Genomic DNA, 21,200 nt, shown 5'->3' on the forward strand with positions numbered 1-21,200 from the left:
CGGCATCGATATCGGAATCTTCGCCCACCAGCTGTTTTTCGATATCCTCACCCGCGTCGCCGGTGAAAAGCGCCTTGAACTTGCCGTATTTGACCATAACGACCGCCGATTCATCGTTTTCATCATCGGTAGGAGCGCTATCATTTAACTCTGTATACAGGGTATCTATTTCAAGCGAATTGCCCAGGCGTAGCGTATCGCCCGCATCAACCGGAAGATCGCGCGAGCCTTTTCCTTTAAAGCCTGCAAACAAGGCCGAACAAGCCTTTGAATCCTTTGTGCTGTGGGGATAGATAATGCTGCCGATTACAAGCACGTCGGCAAGTTTCTTAAGACCCCCAGCATGGTCCGCGTGAAAATGGCTTATAAGTACCGCGTCGATTTTCTTGATGCCCCGCTGCTCGAGCTTTTTTTGGAGAGTGCCGGGGTCGGGGCCGCCGTCGATGAGAAGCCGCGTGCCATCGGGTGCGGTTATGAGGGCGCTATCCCCTTGGCCCACGTCTAAAAATTCGATTTCAAGACCTGCGGGCGGTGCCACTAGCGCGACCTGCCACCAAATCGAAGCCGTTACTAACCCAATAAGCAGTAGCAGGGCATGCCATAACCTCAGCTTGAGGTTTATCTTCTCAAAATAGAGTGCGAGACCAGCTATTATGGGGTAACTCAGAAGAACCATTAAGAGTGAGGGTTGGCCGAGGGACAGTGAGGCGCCCGGGATTTTTGATAACATGCTTGCCGAATGTATCATGGCTTCCAGGATTATTTTTACGACAAAAAAGAGCAGTGCGCCCGCAAACTTAGATATGGCGGCCACCGGCAGTGCGACCATGCCGAGAACGAGCGCGGGCCCGGTAAGCGGGACAACGATCAGGTTCGCGATCGGTGAGATGGCCGATACCTGGCCGAAGTAGTAGACCATGATCGGCAGTACTCCCAGCTGGGCGGCAATGGTTACGGAGAGGCCGGTCCGCAAGGCTTTGGGAAGTTCGGACATAAGGCGGTCGAAGCGGGATGCGAACATGATCAGCGAAGCGGTCGCGATGAACGAGAGCTGAAAGCCGATGTCAAAAAGCGTAAACGGACTTACGACAAGGATGGCCAGTACGGCTGCGGCAAGCGAAGTGAGGCCGTCCTTCCCTCTGCCGAACAGCCACGCGATAAGCGCGATAGTCGCCATGACAAAAGCCCTGGTGATCGACGGAGACATCCCGCTTACCATAGTGTAGAGAGCGCTAAACGCCACAAGAATGCCGAACTGTACCGGTGGGCGGAGGCGCAATATGCGCAGCAGCGGCCAGAGGGCGCCGAGCACCAAGGCGATATTCATGCCGGATGCCGCAAGTATATGCGTGAGGCCGGTCGACCTGAACGACTCCTCGATTTCATCGTCGGTTGTCGACATATCACCGAGCACGATACCGTTTAAAAGGCCGGCGCAATCCGGCGGCAGGTATGACGAGTTGACACCCTTTACCCAGCGCCGTATCGATCCGGCATAAGACATGATATAAGGGATTAGCGAGAAATCCTGGTGTTGAATGTGTTCGATATCGTCCGGGTGGGCGCTGAGGGTCGACATGATACCCTTATGATAAAGATATCGCCGGTAATCAAAGTCACCACTCGACTTAGGAATTCCAAAACGGCCGGACACCCTGATACCGTCCCCCATTCCCAGCTTAAGGCGACCGCGTGAGCGAACCTTAACCCTGACCTCCTCGTTTATCCTCCACTGCCGGTCGTCTGCTGCCAATCCGTCGAGATGGTATGCGGTCGCTTTCAGGTTGAAGCTTGAAACCCCTTCCTGGTAGGTAGGGTCGCCGGTAACATACCCCTCGATAGTCGCATGCGCCGATTGGCGGCCCGCTTTGTAGAGCAGGCTCGATTCCTGCCCGGATGCGGACAGCGCCGTCAGAAATATCCCGAGCGAAAGAAACAGGATCGCGGCCGAAACCGTCTTGCGGTGTTCCCTCTTGTAAGTCGCGAAAAGGTGGAGTACCAGAGCTGTGCTTGCAAGAAGCGCCGCGCTGAACACGGTGATACGAAACGAATCCGCGATTACGATTCCAAGGATATAGGTGACGGCGAAAAGAACGAGCGGCTGCACCATATTTAATCGGCGCATACCAGGTCCTTGAGCTGATCGAATTTTTTAGCGCCTATGCCGTCTACATCTTTAAGGTTGTCCACCCTCTTGAACGGACCGGATGTGTTCCGGTAGTCGATGATCCTCTTGGCGGTAGATGGGCCCACACCCGGCAGCGCGTCGAGTTGCTCCATGGATGCGGTATTGAGGTTGACCTTTGCGCCACTGGCGAGCGGCGCCCCCGAGCCCATACCCGACGCTTCTTCCACCTGCGGCGGTGGAGCCTCACCTTTCTTGGGCACGTAGATTTTCTGGCCGTCGCAGACTTTGGCGGCAAGGTTGAGCGCGTTTGAATCGGAGGGGTTGAGCGCACCGCCCGCCGCACCGAGCGCATCGATAACGCGGCTCCCCTCTTTTACCTGGTAGACACCCGGACGGGCAACCGCCCCCGCGACGTGCACGAAAAGCACCTGCACCTCTTTGTCTTTCGATTGTTTCGATGATGACGTTTCGTCTTTGCCGGTTGCCCTGGCATTGCTCCTCGCATTCTCCCCGGCCTTTGCTATAACAACCGGTTTTGGCTGGGACGCCCTGTAGAGTATCAGGCTTCCACCAATGGTGACGATAAGTAGTAGCGCAACGGCCAACGCCTGGCGCCTATCAAGCGTCACACCACGCTCAGCCAGCTTTTCCCTGGCGCTAAAGAGTATATGCTCGATATCCGATTTCGTATCGGTGCTTGTATGCTTTTGCATAAATGCATATATTCTAGCCGGAGCGCCCCCTTTCCTTCCGATCGTTGAAAAATACTTCAAAAATTGGGCACGAAAAAAGGCGAAGCTTGCCTCCGCCTTTTTTATCCTCTAGTTATTTTATTCTCTATTTATTTCACTACTATATTGACCAGTTTCCCCGGCACGATAAAGATATTCTTGACCTCTTTGTCGCTGACGTGCGCGAGAACCTTCTCGGATGCCAGCGCCGTTTTCTTCATCTCGTCTTCGGCGATATCGGCCGCAACGGTGATTTTATCCCTTACCTTACCGTTTACCTGGACGACCAGCGTCACCTCTTCGGATTTCGCGAACTCAGGATTATGCTTCGGCCAGGCGATCAAATGAACGCTCTCGGTGTTGCCCAGCTCGTGCCATAGTTCCTCTGTTATATGTGGAGCAAACGGTGCGAGCAACAGTATTAGGTTATCCACCGCTTCCTTCATGACCCCCGGATTGCGGTTAGTGTTCTCGTTATATTTATACAGAGCGTTCACCAGCTCCATAATCGCGCTGATGGCGGTGTTGAAGTTGAAACGTGCGATATCCTCGGTGACACGCTTAACGGTCTTGTGCGTCATGGAGCGCATGTCTCTCTCCGCCGATCCCAGGCCGTCCGGTGAGACAGCGCCGGTGTTTGCGACCAGCTTTTTGTTGTCCTCGACCAGCCTCCAAACGCGGTTCAAGAAACGATACGAGCCCTCGACGCCGCGGTCGCTCCATTCAAGCTCTTTTTCCGGCGGCGAGGCGAACAGGATAAACAGCCTCGCGGTATCCGCGCCATACCTGCCGATAATCTTGCCGGGGTCGACGACGTTTCCTTTGGATTTTGACATCTTGGCGCCGTCCTTGATGACCATACCCTGGGTCAGCAAATTCACAAACGGCTCGACGACGCTGACCATCCCCATATCGTAAAGGACCTTGGTGAAGAACCTCGAGTACAGCAAATGCAACACTGCATGCTCGATGCCGCCGATGTATTGGTCGACCGGCATCCAGTAGTCTACGGCATCCTTTGCAAACGGCAGTTTATCCTCATGCGGGCTGCAGTAGCGCAGGAAATACCAGGACGAATCGATGAAGGTATCCATCGTGTCGGTCTCGCGCTTTGCCGGGCCATCGCATCGTGGACAGGTCGTGTCCACGAAATTCGGATCGCGGGAAAGCGGTGAGCCACCGACGCCGGTGATCTCGATATTCTCCGGCAGGATAACCGGCAAGTCCCCTTCATTTACAGGCACGACGCCGCATTTCTCGCAATAGACCATCGGTATGGGGTTTCCCCAGTAACGCTGGCGTGAGATCAGCCAGTCGCGCAAACGGTAGTTTATAGCGGGCTCGCCCACACCCTTTTGCTTCAGGTATTCGGTGACCTTCTTAACGCCTTCGGTTTGCGGCATACCATCAAATTGGCCGGAGTTTACCATAACGCCTTCACCTTCGTAGGCCTGGGCCATCATCGTGGGGTTGATCATCTCCCCCGCCGGCTGAATAACTATCCTGATCGGTAGTCCATATTTCTTCGCGAACTCAAAGTCGCGCTGGTCGTGCGCCGGAACGGCCATAACCGCGCCGGTGCCGTATCCCATCAGGACGTAATCCGCCAGATAGACCGGCAATTCCTCGCCGTTCACCGGATTTATCACATAGACGCCTGTGAAGAAGCCGTTTTTCTCCTTCTCGGCGGATGTGCGGTCGATTTCGGTTTCGTGTGCGACTTTATGCCTGAACTCACGGGCACCGGATTCATACTCAGTACCCTTGACCAGCTCGTCGACCATCGGATGCTCGGGGGCGAGCAGGAAGAACGTCGCGCCGTACAACGTGTCGGGCCTCGTCGTAAAGACGGTGATCTTTTGGTCCCTACCCTTTATTTGAAAATCGACATAAGCGCCTTCGCTTTTGCCTATCCAGTTGCGCTGCATGATGCGTACGCGCTCGGGCCATCCTTCTAGCAACTCGAGGTCGTCAAGCAGCCTCTCGGCGTAATCGGTGATTTTTAAGAACCACTGCTCCAGTTCCCGCAGCTCCGCCGGTGTGCCGCAACGCCAGCACCGGCCCGCCTCGACTTGCTCGTTGGCGAGCACCGTCTCGCATCCCGGACACCAGTTGACCAAAGCTTTCTTGCGGTAGGCCAGGCCGCGCTCGTAAAACTTTATGAACATCCACTGGCCCCATTTATAGTAATCGGGGCTTGCCGTGACGACTTCCCGGCTCCAGTCGTAGCTTAAACCGAGCTGTTTGAGCTGCTCGCGCATGCTCTCGATATTACTGAACGTCCACTTCTGGGGCGGTATCCCGCGCTCGATTGCGGCGTTCTCGGCGGGAAGGCCGAAGGCATCGTAGCCTATAGGATGAAGGATGTTGTACCCGTTCATCTTGTTATACCTGGCAACGACATCGCCGATCGAGTAATTGCGCACGTGACCCATATGGAGCTGGCCGGATGGATACGGGAACATCTCAAGGATATATTTTTCGGGCTTCGAAGGATCTTCAAAGGTACGGTAGATATCCTCTTCTTCCCATTTCTTTTGCCATTTTTCTTCGATTGCTTTGTGGTTATAACGCTCGGCCATGCACAACCTCCCCAATTCTACTGATTTAGATAAAAAAACCTTCCGCCCCGTACAGGGGCGGAAGGCAAATCCGCGGTACCACCCTATTTAGTAGAAAAGCAGTCTTCATCAAAGAGACTGCTTTTTGTGGAGCCAGAGGGATTTGAACCCTCGACCCCTTGGCTGCCAGCCAAGTGCTCTCCCGCTGAGCTATGGCCCCATTATTTCCGCTCACTCTTTGGTATTATAACGGTTACCACCCGCGCTGCCTAGAGTCCCTCTACGTCCTTACATATAGTAATGATTTACTGCGATTATGTCAAACGTAGGAATTTCGAATTGCGAATGTCGAATGTCGAAATTACCCGGTTTCCTCCCATTTGTGATGGGGTGCGTCGGCCCAGAGGCGCTCGAGGCTGTAGAACTCGCGTTGATCCTGAGTGAAGACATGGATGACGACCGCACCGTAGTCGAGTAACACCCAATTGCCGAGCCTATCCCCTTCGATGCCTACTTTGCGTACCTTTTGCTCACGAAGTTTGTCTGCAACGCTCTCCGCAATGGTTTGAACCTGCCGGTTGGTCTGCCCGCTGCATATTACAAAATAATCGGCGATTATTAGTATCTTGCTGATGTCGATGATTACTATATCGCTTGCCTGCTTATCAGATGCCGCAGCGGCGGCTAACTCTGCGATGTTTTTGGATTCCAGTTTTTATCCCCCTTTAATTTGTACCGTTCGTAGAACTGTTTTAATTAGCAGTGCTATTTGTAGTACTGCTTGTAAGCTTAAAATCGTGCCCGATAATGATGGCTATTTCCGCAACATCCTGCGAAACCGGGTGGTAGACCACGTTCCCGATACCGAGAAGTTGCTGTATCTGCTTGGCCTTCTCCATGTAGTCCTCTTTGTAGGCGACTATTTCGGTCTTCTTGTAATTAAAGCTGCTCGCGTTCTTAATATCTATTACCATAAACCCGTTCGGAGTAAGCTTGTCCGAAATCACCCTGCCCGCGCCAGGCAAACCGGCGCCGTTGAGTATGATCACCCGGGCGTTATCGGTTTTTACTTCTACTTTTATTCCCCATAACGCTGTGAGCAGACGACTCACTTCCTCGTTGTTTGGTTGATAATACGGCTCCCCGTTTATGCTGACGAATTTCACCGGCAGAGGGACAATATTTATTTTTGCGGGCATTATCCTCGCGACCTGCTTGCTGTATTCCTTCTTCTCGCCCTCGAAAAGATTGGTCTCAACCGCTTTATCGAACGCCGTTTGGAAGGTATTTTCGCTGATCAAATATTCGAAATCCTCATAGTGCATGGTTATATAGCTGTCGGCCGGCACATGCAACAGGTCCTCGACCACCTTTTTTGTCGCATTCATGCCCAGGGCGAACGAAGCGCCGATCTGGTCCAAGCCAAGACCGGTTATATTGAGATACGTTTTTTCAGGGATGTTTACCCCCTGGATCGTCCCGCTTAACAGGTCGATCTTCGCAAAGAGGATACCGCGCGCCTGCTTGCGCCCGTTTTGCTCCTGAACACCGACGATAAGCACATTTGCGACCTGTTTGACCTGAGCGGCAGTATCTGTGCTCTCCTGTTTTTGATCTTCCTGGGCTAGTTGCTGTTTCTTGTCTTCGCCGCGCTTTGTCTCTACGGTATTTTGGTGCTTGGCCGCCCGCTCGGACTGCGCACTCTTTTTGCCGGCCAACGCCCGGAATACGAAAAAGCCCCCTACCGCTACGGCAAGCACCACAACGACCGAGGTGAAGATAATGGCCAGGCGTCTACGGCGCTCGGATTTTGCCTCACCCAGCAGCTCGAGCCTCGATGAGCGCTCGGTTCCTTCTTCTAATGGTTTAAAGAAATCATCCATATTAACCCAATATCACGGTATTCCATACCTCAACCGTCGTTGGGTGTATGGGTCTTCTGGTTTTCACAAGATACTCGAGAGAATGTACATAGGCCGCCCGGAATACCTCGTCTAGGTCGGCCAAGGCCATTCTCCTTAAAGGGTCGAGGCCCTTAAACGGCCTGCCCGGCTCGATCATATCTGCAACGTAAATTATCTTATCAAGTTTACTCATCAGGGATGACCCGGTCGTGTGGTTTCGTATCGATTCGATGATCTCGACATCGTCGATACCCAGCTCAAGCCCTACAAGACACGCACCTATCTTGGCATGCAGTAGATGGGGCACAACGGTATCGATCGGCCCCAGATCTATCCCGCACCGCTTTGATGCCTCAAACAACTGCTCGTTGCTCATCGACTTGGCGTAGTCGTGCAACAGGCCTGCCATGTAGGCCTTCTCGACATCCACGCCGAAAGCCCTCGCCATATCTCGGGCGGCCTCAGCGGTGCGCAGGCTATGCTCGTAATGCTGCGGCTCGAGTTTTTCTCTCAGCTTTGCTTTTATTTCTTCTACGCTATAGCTCATAGTAGTTGGCTGCCATCCCATAGTAAAGACTTAAGATTTATCCTTCCAGAAGCCGCACTTCTGTATATACTTGGCGACTCCCTCCGGCACGAGGTAACTTATCGGGCGATTCTCGTGCACTCTCATGCGTATATCGGTCGAGGATATCGCAAGCGCCGGAATTTCCATGATGGATACCCTGGGCTTGCCTTTCTCCTGACCCTCGGGTAAAACATGCAGCTTTTTAAATTTCTCCAGGCTGTAGCCGGGTCTCGTTGCGGCGATAAACTCGGTAAGCTCAACAAGGCTTTCGGCATCTTTCCAGGTCAAGATCTCCCATACCGCATCGGCACCCGTAATGAAAAAGATGTCGATGTCCGGGCCGTATAGGCCATGCAGTTCGCGTAACGTATCGATCGTATAGGACGGACCCGTGCGCTCGATCTCAAGCCGGGAGACGACGAAGTCGGGATTGGACGCGGTTGCAATCACAGTTAGCAGATACCGCTCCTCGGGAGGCAATATCTCTCTATCGGTTTTATGCGGCGGCTGCCCTGAGGGCATAAAGATCACTTTATCCAGCTTAAACTGGAACAGCGCTTCCTCGGCCGTCACGAGGTGCCCGTAATGAATAGGATTAAACGTGCCGCCCATAACCCCAAGGCGGCCCCTCTTCTTCTCTTCTTCCGACATGACTCCCTTTCGAACTCTTCCGTGCAAGCTAATCACCCTTGATACCGCTATTATATCAATAAAAGAAACCAGCGCCACAGTCTACGATACTCACGCAAAGAAAAAGGGCGGAGCTAATCTCCACCCTTTTTATTCTAGACACCCTTAGGCCCACACTCTAGACCATCACTAATTCGTAATTCGACATTCGCAATTCGCAATTCCTTGAGCCTTAAATCAAGCGGCTGCGCTGTATTTTTCTAATGCAAGCGCCTGGACAAGGTCGTGCCTGCTTATAATGCCCGCCACATGGTCGTCGCTAATCACGGGCACGCGCTTGATCCTGTTCCTGATCAGAATCGAGGCGACCCTGTGCACCGGGTCTTTCTCGTTGACCGTGATAACGTTTCTCGTCATTATCTCGGAAACGTATTCACCCGGCTTGGAGAGGATATCATCCTCCGTGACGATTCCGACCAGCCTGCCGTCGGATAGCACGGGGACGCCACTAATGTCATACCTGGCGAGTATCTTAACCAGGTCTTCTCTCGTCATTTCCGGGGTAGCGGTAATCACATCGGTAGACATGACATCCCTCGCGATAACCGCTTTCTTAAACCCGTACAGCACCCTCTTATAAGCTTCCTCATAGCCTTCGACCATCTTGTCGACCGAGAAGTTATCGGCCACATGCTGGCGGCAGGCCTCAGGGCGTATCTCGGAGATATCACCGACCGCTTCGATCAGATCATCGATAGAATCTCCGATGAAGCCGGTCACGCCGTCTTCGATTACTTCGCTGGAAGCGCCCCTTCTCAGCGCCAAAACAGGGGTACCCGTGGCCATTGATTCGATCATGACCAAGCCAAACGGCTCCTCCCATTGGCTGGTGAAAAGCGTGGCTGCCGCGTTTTTATAAAGGTTGTATTTTTCTTCAACCGTTATGTCTCCGAGAATCTCAACCTCCGCCTGCGCAAGCAGAGGTTTAACGATTGTATTAAAGTATTCTTTCTCATGCGTCTCGGTCATCTTTATCGCCATAACCAGCTTGCGTTTCGCGGCAATGGCGATTCTAAGCGCTATATCCAGGCCTTTTTCCCAATTCGCCCTACCGATAAAGAAGAGATAATCTTGCTTCTTGTCCGAAAACGGTACGTCTTTTAGGTCGATCCCGTTATAGACCGTGCGCACGAAATTTATCCCCTCCTCGCCATAGAGGCGTCGCTGCGTCTCGCTGATGGCGACGAAGTAGTTCTGCTGGGCGAACGAACTCATTCCGCGGGCCAGCTCGGCGCCCCACTCGGCCGGGCCGTGCAGGGTATAGATCGCCTTTATGGGAAGCCACGTGTTGTGATGCATGGTGTGATCGTGGATGATATCCGCCTTCTCCAAGAACGACCGGACGTATGAGTATTCCGAGAATGCGTTCTGCAGGGGGGCACCGTAACCGGGCCAGTCCTGCCCTATATGCTTAGGGGATACCGGTACGAGCTGGGCTTTGGTCTGCGAGTCCCCCGAAGCAAAAAGAAGAACCTCATGCCCTCTCTCCACTAACCCATCCGCAAGCTGGCTTATCACAAGCTCGGCGCCCCCGTAAGCCACGGGCGGCACCGGCAACCAGGGCCCGGCGATCATAGCAATCTTCATAGTCTGCCTCCAAAACATCCATGCTTACTTAATAGGTTGAGGCTTACAGGCGACGGAACACCAGTCCTCCTGCGTGGCCAACCTCGACAACCTAACTTTTGCTCTTAGCTACAAGCTACTTTATACCCCGTCCTTGCGCTGTAAAAACCGCCTGTTTATATCGTTGTGATTTGAGGTATCCAAATCTTAATGAGTAAGATGAATAAAACAGTTGCGCTACAAGAGATAATAGAGGATATCAAAGACTGCGAGCAGTGCCGGGCGCTCACGGGTGTCGGGGACAGGCCGGTATTCCCCCGCGGAAATCCGAACGCCCACTGCATGCTTATCGGTGAAGGCCCGGGCGAGAAAGAAGAGCAACTGCAGAAACCGTTTGTGGGCGCCGCCGGCAGGCTGCTGGAGCATACCCTAACAGACCTGAGATTTGATGTTAATCGCGACTTTTATATCACCAACGTCGTAAAGCACCGGTCCTATAAGCCGCTCCCGTCCGGAAAGAAGCAGAACAAGCCGCCCACGGTGAAGCAAATCAACATCGAGCGCGAGTTCCTCGAGCGCGAGATCGCGCTGGTCAAGCCCAGGCTGATCGTAGCCCTCGGGGCCAAAGCCAGCCAGTGGTTTTTAGGAAAGGATTTTAAGCTTACCGAAAACCACGGGAAGTTTTATAATTGGCATGGGATAGAAATCCTTCCGACCTTCCACCCATCGGCTGTCCTCAGATCGTACGCGGCCGGCGACGAAGGCGAGAGACAGCACGAGTTCGAAAGCGACCTGCAAAAGATACGGGATATTGTAAGCCCCGAGCAGGCGGCCTAGGTCTGGAGCGAAGATGGCGCGAGCATTTATGATTCCGATAGTATTTGCCCTTCTCCTCTCCTTGCTCTTAGTCTTATTTATCTTTAACGCGATCGCCATCTCGTTTACTAAGCTCGGCCTCACCCCAACGCAGACCTTTTCGATCTTTGTCGGGACGATTATCGGTGGGTACATCAATATCCCGATATCACGGCGCCGGGTTATTATCACGGATAGGCGCCGCATGCCCTTCCCCTTCTTTTACTACCCACCGCGGGTCGCCGAGCAGGTGCTGTTTATCAATGTAGGCGGTGCGCTTATCCCTATCCTGCTCTCGCTCTATTTTCTGCCGAACGCCCCACTGGCTCCAACGGCGATTGCGACGCTGGTCATCGCCGTAGTATCAAAACTGCTGGCGAGGGTAGTGCCCGGGGTCGGTATTACGCTGCCCGCCTTTATACCGCCAATCGTTGCGGCGCTCCTTGCCCTGCTCCTAGCCCCACATAATAACCCGGCGGCGGTGGCGTATATCTCGGGCTCTATCGGCACGCTCGTCGGCGCCGATCTACTCAACCTCCGTAAAATCCGAAAGGTCGGCTCCCTGGCCGTCAGCATCGGCGGCGCCGGCGTCTTCGATGGGATATTCCTCGTAGGCATAATAGCCGCCCTCCTTACGTAAGCGTAGGTCGGGACCTGCGAGCTATTATTTGAAGGCTCCATGACCAAACCGTTCTTAGCATCGCACCAGTTCGCGGTAAACACCGCCAACAGCGCTATCGAACGTGCGCTGATCGATCTCACGGACGTTAAGCGCATTGATGATGCCGGGGCTTGATTACGCCCGGCGCATGGCTCATTATGGGTAAGGATACACGATGGATAAAAACCATAATGAGCAAGGCATCGATAGACTAACAGAGACTGAAGTACTGGAGACCGAAGCGACTTCACCCGAAGCCGCTCTCATTGAAACAGGCACCAGGCGCTGGAGCCTTTTCTCCTCCCTCGGGTATGCGGAGTACCGTTATCTATGGTCAGGGGCGCTCCTCTCAAATATCGGCACGTGGATCCAATCCGTAGCCCTCGGTTTATTCGTCTTTCAGCTTACGCATTCAGAATTCGCCCTGGGATTCGTTACCTTCTCATCGAGCATACCGACGTTTTTCCTGGCGCTTGTCGGTGGAATCGTCGCAGACCGCTACCAGCGAAGATCACTTATCATCGCAACACAAGTCGTGCAAATGCTTCTCGCCCTGACCCTGGGAATACTTATATCGCTGCATGCCGCTACCGTTGTCACTATAGTCGTTATCTCCCTGATCACCGGCATAGCCTCAAGTTTCGGTTTTCCGGCATGGTTGTCGCTCATCCCCGAGCTGGTCCCCAAGAAAGACCTGCTCAACGCGGTGGCCCTTAACTCGGCGCAGTTTAACGTCGCCAGGTTGGTGGGACCGGCCATTGCCGGCTTGATCATCGGCTCGCTGGGCGTGGCGGCCTCGTTTTACATCAACTCGCTGAGCTTTCTGGCGGTTATCATCGCGCTTCTGCTGATCAAACCGCCACCCGTAAAAACCCGGCAGAGCGAAATGAGTGCATGGCAAAACTTCACCGAAGGTATTAAGTACGCAAAAGAACATGCTTCAGCGGCTGTTTTACTTATCTGCGTGGGAACACTGACCATGTTCGGAATGTCGCACACAACGCTTATGCCGGTATATGCCATCGATATCCTCAAAACCGGCGCACAAGGTCTCGGGTACTTGTTTGCAGCGACCGGCCTTGGGGCGGTTACCGGTGCGCTTATCGTTGCCGGCCTCACCCATATCATCCCGCGAAGAAACCTTATCAAGCTCGGGCTGTTCAGCTACGGCATCCTGCTTCTAGTCTTCGCGTTCTCCAAGATCTTTATCATCTCGTTGCTTGCGCAGGTCGGCATAGGGATCGCGTTTCTAACGACCACATCGTCGATTAATACATCACTGCAGCTGATGGCCCCGACGCAGATCAGGGGTCGCGTCATGAGCCTCTTTGTTTGGGCGTTCATGGGGCTCTTCCCCATCGGCAGCCTGATAGTCGGCTCGTTGGCCAGGTTTATCGGTAGCCCGCCGACGCTCGCCATCGGCGCCACCGTCCTTCTCATAGCCTCCGCCATTCTCTACTTCCGCCCGCACCTGCTTGAAAACGTGGGATAGTCGGTTTACCGGCTTTATCGATCTATGAAGAACAGTATGAGTAACAGTCCAATAAGTAGGGTAGGAACTACGCATGAAGAATAGACGTGGTACGGCCATCCTGGCCGCCTTTTTAACAGTGATACTTATAATCGGCTTGTCTTCCCTGACAAGCTGCGCGAACACATCAACCAGGGCACCATCACGGGCCAGAACGTCAGAGGCTAGCGTGACTTCTACAACGACTACGGGCGAAGCGGCGAAGAAAACAGCGTTCCCGCAGACGATACGCGGCCTCAATCAGCCAGTGGCGATGGCGTTTGCACCGGACAGGCGTATCTTCATCACCGAGCGCGTCGGGCGGATACGGGTATTTGAAAACAGCGCCCTCGAAAAACAGCCTTTTGCAACAGTTACCGTGCCCAGGCCGATAGGATATCACGAGACAGGTCTTCTAGGAATCGCTCTCCCTGCAAACTTTAAGGCTCAACCTTACATCTATGTCTACCACACATATAGGAGCGGGAGTACCCTGTTTAACAGGGTTGTTAGATTCAAAGACGTCGCTAAACCAAAGGCCGAGGTTATCCTGGATAAAATCCCGGCGGGACGTATACATAACGGCGGCGTCTTGGCCTTCGGCCCGGATGGAAACCTCTATATCTCGACCGGCGAAACAGGTGATCGTCAACTCGCCCAGGATAGGACATCGCTTGCCGGAAAAATTCTGCGTGTGAAACCGGACGGGTCAATCCCAACGGACAATCCCTTCGGTGACTCACCGGTCTACTCGCTCGGCCATCGCAACGTCTTCGGTATGGCCTTCCACCCACAAACGGGCGTGCTTTATGTTACCGAAAACGGGCCGGCCGGTGATGACGAGATCAACAGGATCGAGGCTGGCAAAAACTACGGCTGGCCGACTGTTCTTGGCACATCCAACGACAATCGCTTTGTAAACCCGATAAAGGTTTACGGGAGCACCATCGCCCCCACCCAGGCGATATTCTACACCGGAAACGTCTTTAGACAGATCAAAGACTGGTTCGTCTTTGGAACATATGTAGCACAAGACCTGCACGCTCTGGACCTTACCGGAAAGGATTTTGATACGGTCGGGCAGGATAAAAGAATCCTCAGCTCCCCCCGGCCGATCATCGGCGTCGCACAGTCGCTGGATGGTGATATCTACATCACCGATGGGAATTTAATTAAGCGGGTTAGCAAGATCGGTTTCAAGTAGTCTAGCCTATCGGGTTCACTACCGGTTGATGACAGTGGAAACGTCCGAAGGGGTGGGTTTTACGTAGTCTGGGGTTTCGATTAGCATGGAGCGCTTTTCAAAGAACAAACGGTGAATAAGGATGGTGGCCTCGGCCCTTGTAATGAGGCCCTGGGGTTCAAATTTGTTGTCGGCATACCCTTTTATCAGGTTGTATTTGAGGACCGCAGCGGCATATGGGCGGGCCCATTCGGAGATCGAGTACCTGTCGGAAAATCCCTGTAACCACGAGCCCTGCTTTTCGAAATCGGTCTCTACCGGCAGTTTGGCGGCCTTAATGGCTATCGTCGCCGCCTGCTCCCTGGTTAGTTTATCCCCGGGCGCAAATATTTTTTGTGAGACCCCCTCGACCAGCTCCAGGTTATACGCTGATGCTACAGCCGGGTAAAACCAATCATCCACACGCACATCGACAAACGGCTCGGGGCCGCGCTTTAATACCCCGGCTCCTCTCATTATTAGGGTGGTAAACTCGGCGCGACTTACCGGAGCGGCCGGTCGAAAGGTGGCATCCGGATAACCGCCGATTATATCCCATGTCACCAGGTCACCGATATCCGCGGCAAACCACTCGCCCGGCCCGATATCCCTAAACGCTGCCGTAGTAGTTGTTTCAATACCTTCGCCCGGCTTTGGATTTACTGCTCGCTTCCTCTTAATGGTGCTCCGGATACCTTCTTCAACCTTTCTGGCGGATGATGCGGGCTCTTCGCCCCCGAAATCCCAGTTGTTCGACCATCCGTTAAACCCTATCCTGTCATTATTTGAAGTGCTCTTCGGGGCACCATCCCCTTTTGGCGATTCTTCGCTTGAGGATTTGCCGCTCACCGAAGGCCTCGAAGACGTATTGGATAGCCCGGACAGGCTAAAATCAAATGCGGTGGTTGTGGTTGTGGTAGTGGAAGTCGACTCGACCGGGGGCGGTACCAGAAATGTCGTGAGGTTGTTCGACATCTCGGTCTTGCCGTTCTCGCACATAGCAAGGGCAGTGTTGATCGCCATCCCCTCTCGCTTCGTTTTTACTTTGAGCTTGATCTTCAGCTCCTGGCCGCCTATAAGCCGGAACTTTCCCCAGTTTATCTTGATGCCGTCGCCGATAGGTTCCGTACTAAGGAGGCTTGGCTTAGTGCTGGCGATATCGATAGCCGCGCCGGCGGCAAGATTGACCATGTCTGAGACGTCGACTGTGGTTACGGTAGTGTCACGGCTGTCGACCTTTACCTTGACCTCGTATGTAGTGGATTTGCCGATGGCCGCCGTATCCTCACCCGAGACATGCACCGAGATCTTCGGTTCGTGCGGCACGAAACGTTTCTTGCTTTGGTCTGCGGGGTTTCCAGTGCTGGCGAAAATCTGAATCACGACCATCGCAGCTAAGTACGTGATCAGTATTATCGCCGGCCTCGTATCTGGCATAGGTAGTCCTCCAGGGCGGTAAGGTTCGTCTGTTCTCCCTATTCCACACCCTTAAGACCCGTAAACTTACGCGAGATAATGTATCAACATATCGATGCGACCCCGTTTGGCAAGATAAATACCCGAGAACTTCATCGCCTCCCGGATCTGTCCCCTGTATACCGGATGGTAGCAATGGTTAGGGCATTTCTTACACATCGGCTTCGGGTCCATCGGGCACATCGACCGCTTTGCGATCCCATGCTTGAGCAGCTTCGCGCATTCCGCACACAGCGCCACCTTTGAAATCTTAAGCTCGTCCGCGCCCTTCCCTTTATAGATAAAGGGATTCTGCGTCGCATCGGGATGGTTTTCACGACAGTAAATATGTACAAACTTGGCCAGTACACCAATATCTTTTCTTACTTTTGGCTCGAATACAGACATAGCAAACCTCCGGAAGTCAGGAGTCAGGAGCCAGAATCCAGAAGGTTCAATCCTAACTCCCCTCGCTGAGATATAAAACTACTATAAATCGCACGGCACTGGAATTCCTTGATTTAAATCAAAAAACCGGAAATCGATAGAAGGATATTAAGGATACACGCTTTAAGAAAACGACCGGGAGCAGCTAGAATTTGAACGCCGACGGGCAGATATCGTTTAGATTGCAGACATCGCACTTGGGTTTCTTGGCGTCGCAGACCGCCCTGCCGTGCTCGATAAAAAGATATGTAAGCTTGAACCACTCGTCTTTGGGGATGGTATTCATGAGGTCGCGCTCTATTTTCTCGGGGTCGGTGTTAGCGCTTAAGCCCAAGCGGTTAGAGAGGCGCTTAACGTGCGTATCGACCGCGATTCCCTCGACGATATCAAACGCGTTACCCAGCACGATATTCGCCGTTTTCCTCGCGACGCCCGGAAGCTGGATCAACTCCTCCATGGTCGAAGGCACCTCCCCGCCAAAGCGCTCGATAACCATTGCGGCGGCCCCTTTTATATTCTTAGCCTTGTTCCGGTAAAACCCGGTTGGCCGGATATCCTGCTCAAATTCCTCCAGCGAAGCGTTCGCATAGTCGTTAACGTCCCTGTATTTCTTAAACAAAGTCGCCGTGACCTCGTTTACCTTTTTATCCGTACACTGCGCCGAAAGGATAACCGATACCAGCAGCTCCAGTGTATTCGAGTAGTTCAGAACAATCCCGGCATCCGGATACTCTTGCTTGAGACGCATGATAAGCCCATCCACGAATAACTCCCCCTTGGGTTAAGTGTAGCAGATAAATGCGCCGTTATGCCGGAACGCGTGTAAAACACCTGATTCTGGGTATATTTAGCGAAAGACAGTGGCATATATGCTAGCTCACTCGACAAGCGTGAGTGCATGAGAGACAAGGAGGAATTGCTATGGCGACACAGGATATTGTAGAGCGCAGATCGCATTTCGAGGATGGGATCAACAAATGGAAGAAGCTCGAGGACGTGACCATCGAGAGCTGTGAAAAAATAATGAACGCCACCGACAATAAGCTGGTGACAACCATTGCCGGGCTTATCAAGACCGACTCGCAAAAGCATAAAGAGGTTCTGGACGCGATCAACGAGGCGCTTACCGGCACGATTACGCTTACCCCGGAAGAGCTGGGAGATATCGCAGAGCTGATAAACGCGCACCTGGAGCTTGAGAGAAACTCGATAACGCTCGCAGAGGAGGAGTTCGAGGAGAGCAGGCATTTCGTAGTGCGCCATCTGCTCTCGTATCTCTTAATGGATGAGCAAAAGCACTTCAAGCTCTTAAGCCAGCTGAAGGACTTCCAGCGGCGTCTCTATCCATACGCATAAACTATATCAACCATAATCGGTTGAGCTAAACCAGGCCGTTCAACCTAGCGCATGGTCTCGATGAGGTTTACAAAAACGTCCTCGAGGCTGGGTTGAACGGCCTGAATGGTGAAATCGCTCAACCCCGCACTCTTAAGGCTTTTCTCAATGGCCAGGGATTCCCTTGCCGCCGACCCCACCTTGGCGTGAATGGTCGCACCGTAAAAGTACGCCTCATCGACCCCAGGCGCCGCCCCGACCGCCGTTAAGGCCCGCTGGGACGTATCGATAGTTATCTCGACGATATCCCCCGCCATATGATCCTTCTTTAACTGGTCGGGTGTCCCGAGCGCTATGATGCTGCCCTGGTAGATGAAGCCGATTCTATGGCAGTGCTCCGCCTCATCCATATAGTGCGTCGTAACAAAAAGCGTGGTCCCCGCTTCGGCCATGTGGTACAGCATCTCCCAAAAATTACGTCGGGATACCGGATCGACCCCGCCGGTCGGTTCGTCCAAAAACACCATCTTGGGCTCATGGATAATCGCGCATCCCAGGGCGAGCCGCTGCTTCCACCCCGTGGACAGGTTCGCCGCAAGTTCGTGCTCCCTGCCCTTCAAGTCCGCCATCTCAAGGACAAAGTCCTTACGCTCGGCAAGCTTTGAGTTCCCCAGACCGTAGATGCCGCCATAGAAGTCGAGGTTCTCCATAACCGTAAGGTCGTCGTAAAGGCTGAACTTCTGCGACATGTAACCGATGTGCTGCTTGATCTGCTCCGGCTGCTTGGCAACATCGAACCCAAGCACGCTCGCCCGGCCCCCGCTCGGCTCGAGGATTCCGCAAAGCATCCTCATCGTCGTCGATTTACCCGACCCGTTCGGCCCGAGAAATCCGAATATTTCCCCGCGCCTTACATCGAACGAGACCCCATCAACCGCCGTAAACTCACCAAACGTCCTGGTAAGCCCATCAACCACTATTGATTTTTCATAACCATTATTCGCTGTACTCACCTAAACCGGTCCTCACGTTAATCCGCAAACCGCTTCTGAAACCGCAATACGCTCACCCCGAAGATGAAAACCCCGAGCAGCGAAAGCACCAGCACCTGACTCCATAACGCCTCCATCCCCACGCCCTTGAGGAATATACCTCGCACGATAACCAGAAAATACCTCAGCGGTATCACATATGTCAGCAGCTGGATAACCTTCGGCATGTTCTCTATGGGAAACATAAAGCCCGAAAGCATCACCGCGGGCATCATGAAGAACCATGCGGTCATCTGCGCCTGATGCTGGGTGCGCGAGATCGTCGATACGAACAGCCCCTGCCCCACCGTCGTAAACAAAAATGCCAAACACAGCGCAAGCAGCAAGAAGATATTCCCCCTGAACGGGACCTTGAACCAGAGCATACCGACACTCATGATGAGCCCCACCTCGATAAAGGCGATTCCGACAAACGGCAGCACCTTGCCCATGATAAGCTCCCAGCGCTTTACCGGGGTGACGATAAGCTGCTCCAGCGTACCGCGCTCCCTTTCTTTGACGACTGCAACCGAAGTAATAATGGTCGTAATAATCGTTAAGATAAGCCCGATCAGGCCCGGGACCATATAGTTCACGCTCTTTAAGTCCGGGTTATACCAAACCCTAACCCTCGGCTCAACGGTTGCTATCCTGGGGATAATCGCTTTCATGGCGCTGAGTTTGCGTCCCATTATCTCCTGCGCCCTCGCAGCTATTATCCGCGATGCGTACTGCTGCGCCTGAACCCCTGTATTTGCATCCGAGCCGTCGAGCACAAGCATGATCTCGGCGGTTCGCCCGGCTTTGATCGCGGCCTGGTAGCCCTGCGGGATTATTACGCCAAGCGTCGCCTTATCGGACCGGATGAGCTCAGGCATTGAACGCTCGCTGTCCACCCTCTCCTCGATCTCGAAGTACCCGCCGTTGGTAAGTTTCTCAGCGATCACCTTGCTCTCGGCCGTACGGTCATGGTCCACAAGGACTATCCCGATATTTTTGACTTCGGTCTGCACAACATATCCGAAGAGAAGGAGCTGCAGAATCGGCGCGACAAACACCAACGGGAGCATTCTTCTATCCCGCAGCAGCTGGATGATCTCTTTTTTGGCGAGCATCAGCACACGCTTCATGCGAGCGACCTCCTTAGACGTAATGAGGCGACGGTGATCATCAGCGTAGCGAACACTACAAGCGCCAGCAAGTTCGGCCACAGCACGCTAAAGCCGACGCCTTTTAAGAAAATCCCGCGAATAACCACCAGAAAATACCTCGCCGGCACAAGATATGTGATAAATTGCAGCACGACCGGCATGCTTTTTATGGGAAAGACGAAGCCCGAGAGCAAAAACGCCGGTAGGAACGTCGCCATAAACGACCCGAAGCTCGCCACTTGTTGCGAATCGGTCGCCGCTGAGATCACCAGACCCATCCCAAGCGTCCCGGCGACATAGATTATCAGGCCTCCGAACAGCAGCAGAAAACTGCCGTTCATCGGCACCTTAAACAATAACATCCCAACACCCGTGATGAGCGCCGCTTCAAAAAACGCAATGACTACGTATGGGATTATCTTGCCTATGATGAGCTGAGAACCCCTTATCGGGGATATGATGAGGTTCTCGAGCGTCCCCTTCTCTTTCTCGCGCACCACCGCCACCGAAATACTGATCGTCGTTACCGTCATCATGATCAGCGCCATCAAGCCGGGCACGATATAGTTGACGCTCCGCAGTTCTGGGTTGTACCATACCCTCGCCTTTGTATCTATCGGCGGTACACCTTGCCTGATGGCGATACCTCTCTTATAGAGCGACTCCATCGTCGCGTTCTGCGAGAACCTGCTGATTATGACCGACGAGTATCCCAGGCCGACCCTGGCGAAACTTGGGTCGGACCCATCCACCAGCACCTGCACCCTGGCGTTTCCATCGGAGCGAACCTTATCCTCGAAGCCCTTCGGAATCACGATCGCCACCTTGATCTGACCCGCGTCCAAACGCTTCGCAAAATCAGCGGTAACGGGCCTGGCTTTTATATCGAAGTAGCCCGAACTCGAGAAATTCTCGATCAACTTCCTGCTCATGGCCGACTTGTCGCTGTCATAAACGGCGGTCGAGATGTGGTTGATATCCAGGCTTAACGCATACCCGAACATCAAGAGCTGGAAGAGCGGTAAAAACAGCGTGATTCCCAGCGTCCTCGGGTCCCTCAGGATATGGATTATTTCTTTTTTCATGATCGCTTCTATCAGTTTCATTGCGGTTACCCCCGGCTCTTATTTCGGGTGTTCTTGATCATTTCGATAAACGCACTCTCCATCGTCGGCGCCTTCGGGACAACCGATACCAGCTCGACCTTGCCCGCAAGGTCACGCTTTAGCCTCTCGGCCGCATCCCCGGCATTCGACACGGTAAGCTGCAACCGCTCACCGTAAATCTCCACATCAAACACGTAGTGTAAGGTTTTGACGAGCCTCTGGGCTTCGCGTTGCGGCCTCGCGATAAGCTCTACCACCTCGCCGCTAAAAGATGCCTTG

Annotated in this window: 20 protein-coding genes and 1 tRNA gene; 5 read left to right on the forward strand and 16 right to left on the reverse strand. The window is 53.4% G+C overall.

Features of this window, described 5'->3' with window-relative positions:
* The 9 genes from ACYC56_RS03850 to ACYC56_RS03890 all read right to left on the reverse strand — a co-directional run.
* Positions 1 to 2,125 (reverse strand): DNA internalization-related competence protein ComEC/Rec2 (locus tag ACYC56_RS03850; protein WP_461372862.1); only part of this gene is annotated, 2,125 nt, incomplete at its 3' end.
* Complete coding sequence (locus tag ACYC56_RS03855; protein ID WP_461372863.1) at positions 2,113 to 2,841, reverse strand: helix-hairpin-helix domain-containing protein; 729 nt, start codon at positions 2,839 to 2,841, stop codon at positions 2,113 to 2,115. The genes ACYC56_RS03855 and ACYC56_RS03850, both read right to left, overlap by 13 nt.
* A 128-nt stretch (positions 2,842 to 2,969) precedes the next feature.
* The gene (leuS, locus tag ACYC56_RS03860) at positions 2,970 to 5,441 is read right to left on the reverse strand and encodes a leucine--tRNA ligase (protein ID WP_461372864.1); all 2,472 of its coding nucleotides are present in this window, start codon (positions 5,439 to 5,441) and stop codon (positions 2,970 to 2,972) included.
* 127 nt (positions 5,442 to 5,568) lie between these two features.
* Positions 5,569 to 5,640 (reverse strand) — tRNA-Ala (locus ACYC56_RS03865).
* 141 nt (positions 5,641 to 5,781) lie between these two features.
* A complete protein-coding gene (gene rsfS / locus ACYC56_RS03870) occupies positions 5,782 to 6,132 on the reverse strand; it encodes a ribosome silencing factor (RefSeq protein WP_461372878.1) in 351 nt (116 codons plus the stop codon).
* 40 nt (positions 6,133 to 6,172) lie between these two features.
* Complete coding sequence (locus tag ACYC56_RS03875) at positions 6,173 to 7,303, reverse strand: LytR C-terminal domain-containing protein (RefSeq protein WP_461372865.1); 1,131 nt, start codon at positions 7,301 to 7,303, stop codon at positions 6,173 to 6,175.
* Position 7,304: 1 nt separating this feature from the next.
* Complete coding sequence (gene yqeK, locus ACYC56_RS03880; protein ID WP_461372866.1) at positions 7,305 to 7,871, reverse strand: bis(5'-nucleosyl)-tetraphosphatase (symmetrical) YqeK; 567 nt, start codon at positions 7,869 to 7,871, stop codon at positions 7,305 to 7,307.
* A gap of 30 nt (positions 7,872 to 7,901) precedes the next feature.
* Positions 7,902 to 8,543 (reverse strand): nicotinate-nucleotide adenylyltransferase, encoded by a 642-nt coding sequence (nadD, locus tag ACYC56_RS03885; protein WP_461372879.1) that lies wholly within the window; start codon positions 8,541 to 8,543, stop codon positions 7,902 to 7,904.
* 216 nt (positions 8,544 to 8,759) lie between these two features.
* Entirely contained in the window at positions 8,760 to 10,169 is a 1,410-nt protein-coding gene (locus tag ACYC56_RS03890; protein ID WP_461372867.1) for a CBS domain-containing protein, read from the reverse strand.
* A 198-nt stretch (positions 10,170 to 10,367) separates the two neighbouring features.
* Here ACYC56_RS03890 and ACYC56_RS03895 point away from each other — a divergent pair, with 198 nt between their 5' ends.
* The 4 genes from ACYC56_RS03895 (at position 10,368) to ACYC56_RS03910 (ending at position 14,378) form a co-directional block, all read left to right on the forward strand.
* Positions 10,368 to 10,985, forward strand: coding sequence for a uracil-DNA glycosylase (locus tag ACYC56_RS03895; protein ID WP_461372868.1), 618 nt, complete (start codon positions 10,368 to 10,370; stop codon positions 10,983 to 10,985).
* A gap of 31 nt (positions 10,986 to 11,016) precedes the next feature.
* Positions 11,017 to 11,643, forward strand: a complete 627-nt coding sequence (locus ACYC56_RS03900) for a DUF1614 domain-containing protein (protein ID WP_461372880.1) — start codon at positions 11,017 to 11,019, stop codon at positions 11,641 to 11,643.
* A 196-nt stretch (positions 11,644 to 11,839) separates the two neighbouring features.
* Entirely contained in the window at positions 11,840 to 13,156 is a 1,317-nt protein-coding gene (locus ACYC56_RS03905; protein WP_461372869.1) for an MFS transporter, read from the forward strand.
* Between the two features lie 73 nt (positions 13,157 to 13,229).
* Complete coding sequence (locus ACYC56_RS03910; protein WP_461372870.1) at positions 13,230 to 14,378, forward strand: PQQ-dependent sugar dehydrogenase; 1,149 nt, start codon at positions 13,230 to 13,232, stop codon at positions 14,376 to 14,378.
* A gap of 18 nt (positions 14,379 to 14,396) precedes the next feature.
* Here ACYC56_RS03910 and ACYC56_RS03915 read toward each other — a convergent pair whose 3' ends face one another.
* The 3 genes from ACYC56_RS03915 to nth form a co-directional block, all read right to left on the reverse strand.
* Positions 14,397 to 15,833 carry an S-layer homology domain-containing protein gene (locus ACYC56_RS03915; protein ID WP_461372871.1) on the reverse strand — a complete coding sequence of 479 codons (1,437 nt, stop codon included), beginning with the start codon at positions 15,831 to 15,833 and terminating at the stop codon, positions 14,397 to 14,399.
* Positions 15,834 to 15,899: 66 nt separating this feature from the next.
* Positions 15,900 to 16,259, reverse strand: coding sequence for a nitrous oxide-stimulated promoter family protein (locus ACYC56_RS03920; RefSeq protein ID WP_461372872.1), 360 nt, complete (start codon positions 16,257 to 16,259; stop codon positions 15,900 to 15,902).
* A gap of 184 nt (positions 16,260 to 16,443) precedes the next feature.
* On the reverse strand, positions 16,444 to 17,046 hold the full coding sequence (gene nth, locus ACYC56_RS03925) for an endonuclease III (protein WP_461372881.1): 603 nt from the start codon (positions 17,044 to 17,046) through the stop codon (positions 16,444 to 16,446).
* A 173-nt stretch (positions 17,047 to 17,219) separates the two neighbouring features.
* Here nth and ACYC56_RS03930 point away from each other — a divergent pair, with 173 nt between their 5' ends.
* A complete protein-coding gene (locus ACYC56_RS03930) occupies positions 17,220 to 17,654 on the forward strand; it encodes a hypothetical protein (protein ID WP_461372873.1) in 435 nt (144 codons plus the stop codon).
* Positions 17,655 to 17,698: 44 nt separating this feature from the next.
* Here ACYC56_RS03930 and ACYC56_RS03935 read toward each other — a convergent pair whose 3' ends face one another.
* The 4 genes from ACYC56_RS03935 to ACYC56_RS03950 all read right to left on the reverse strand — a co-directional run.
* Positions 17,699 to 18,646, reverse strand: coding sequence for an ABC transporter ATP-binding protein (locus ACYC56_RS03935; RefSeq protein WP_461372874.1), 948 nt, complete (start codon positions 18,644 to 18,646; stop codon positions 17,699 to 17,701).
* A gap of 17 nt (positions 18,647 to 18,663) precedes the next feature.
* Positions 18,664 to 19,794 carry an ABC transporter permease gene (locus ACYC56_RS03940; RefSeq protein WP_461372875.1) on the reverse strand — a complete coding sequence of 377 codons (1,131 nt, stop codon included), beginning with the start codon at positions 19,792 to 19,794 and terminating at the stop codon, positions 18,664 to 18,666.
* Entirely contained in the window at positions 19,791 to 20,921 is a 1,131-nt protein-coding gene (locus ACYC56_RS03945; RefSeq protein ID WP_461372876.1) for an ABC transporter permease, read from the reverse strand. The genes ACYC56_RS03940 and ACYC56_RS03945 overlap by 4 nt, the downstream gene beginning before the upstream one ends.
* Positions 20,922 to 20,926: 5 nt before the next feature.
* Positions 20,927 to 21,200 (reverse strand): ATP-binding protein DrrA1-3 family domain-containing protein (locus tag ACYC56_RS03950; RefSeq protein WP_461372877.1); only part of this gene is annotated, 274 nt, incomplete at its 5' end.

This window comes from Candidatus Aquicultor sp. (genome assembly GCF_054640775.1).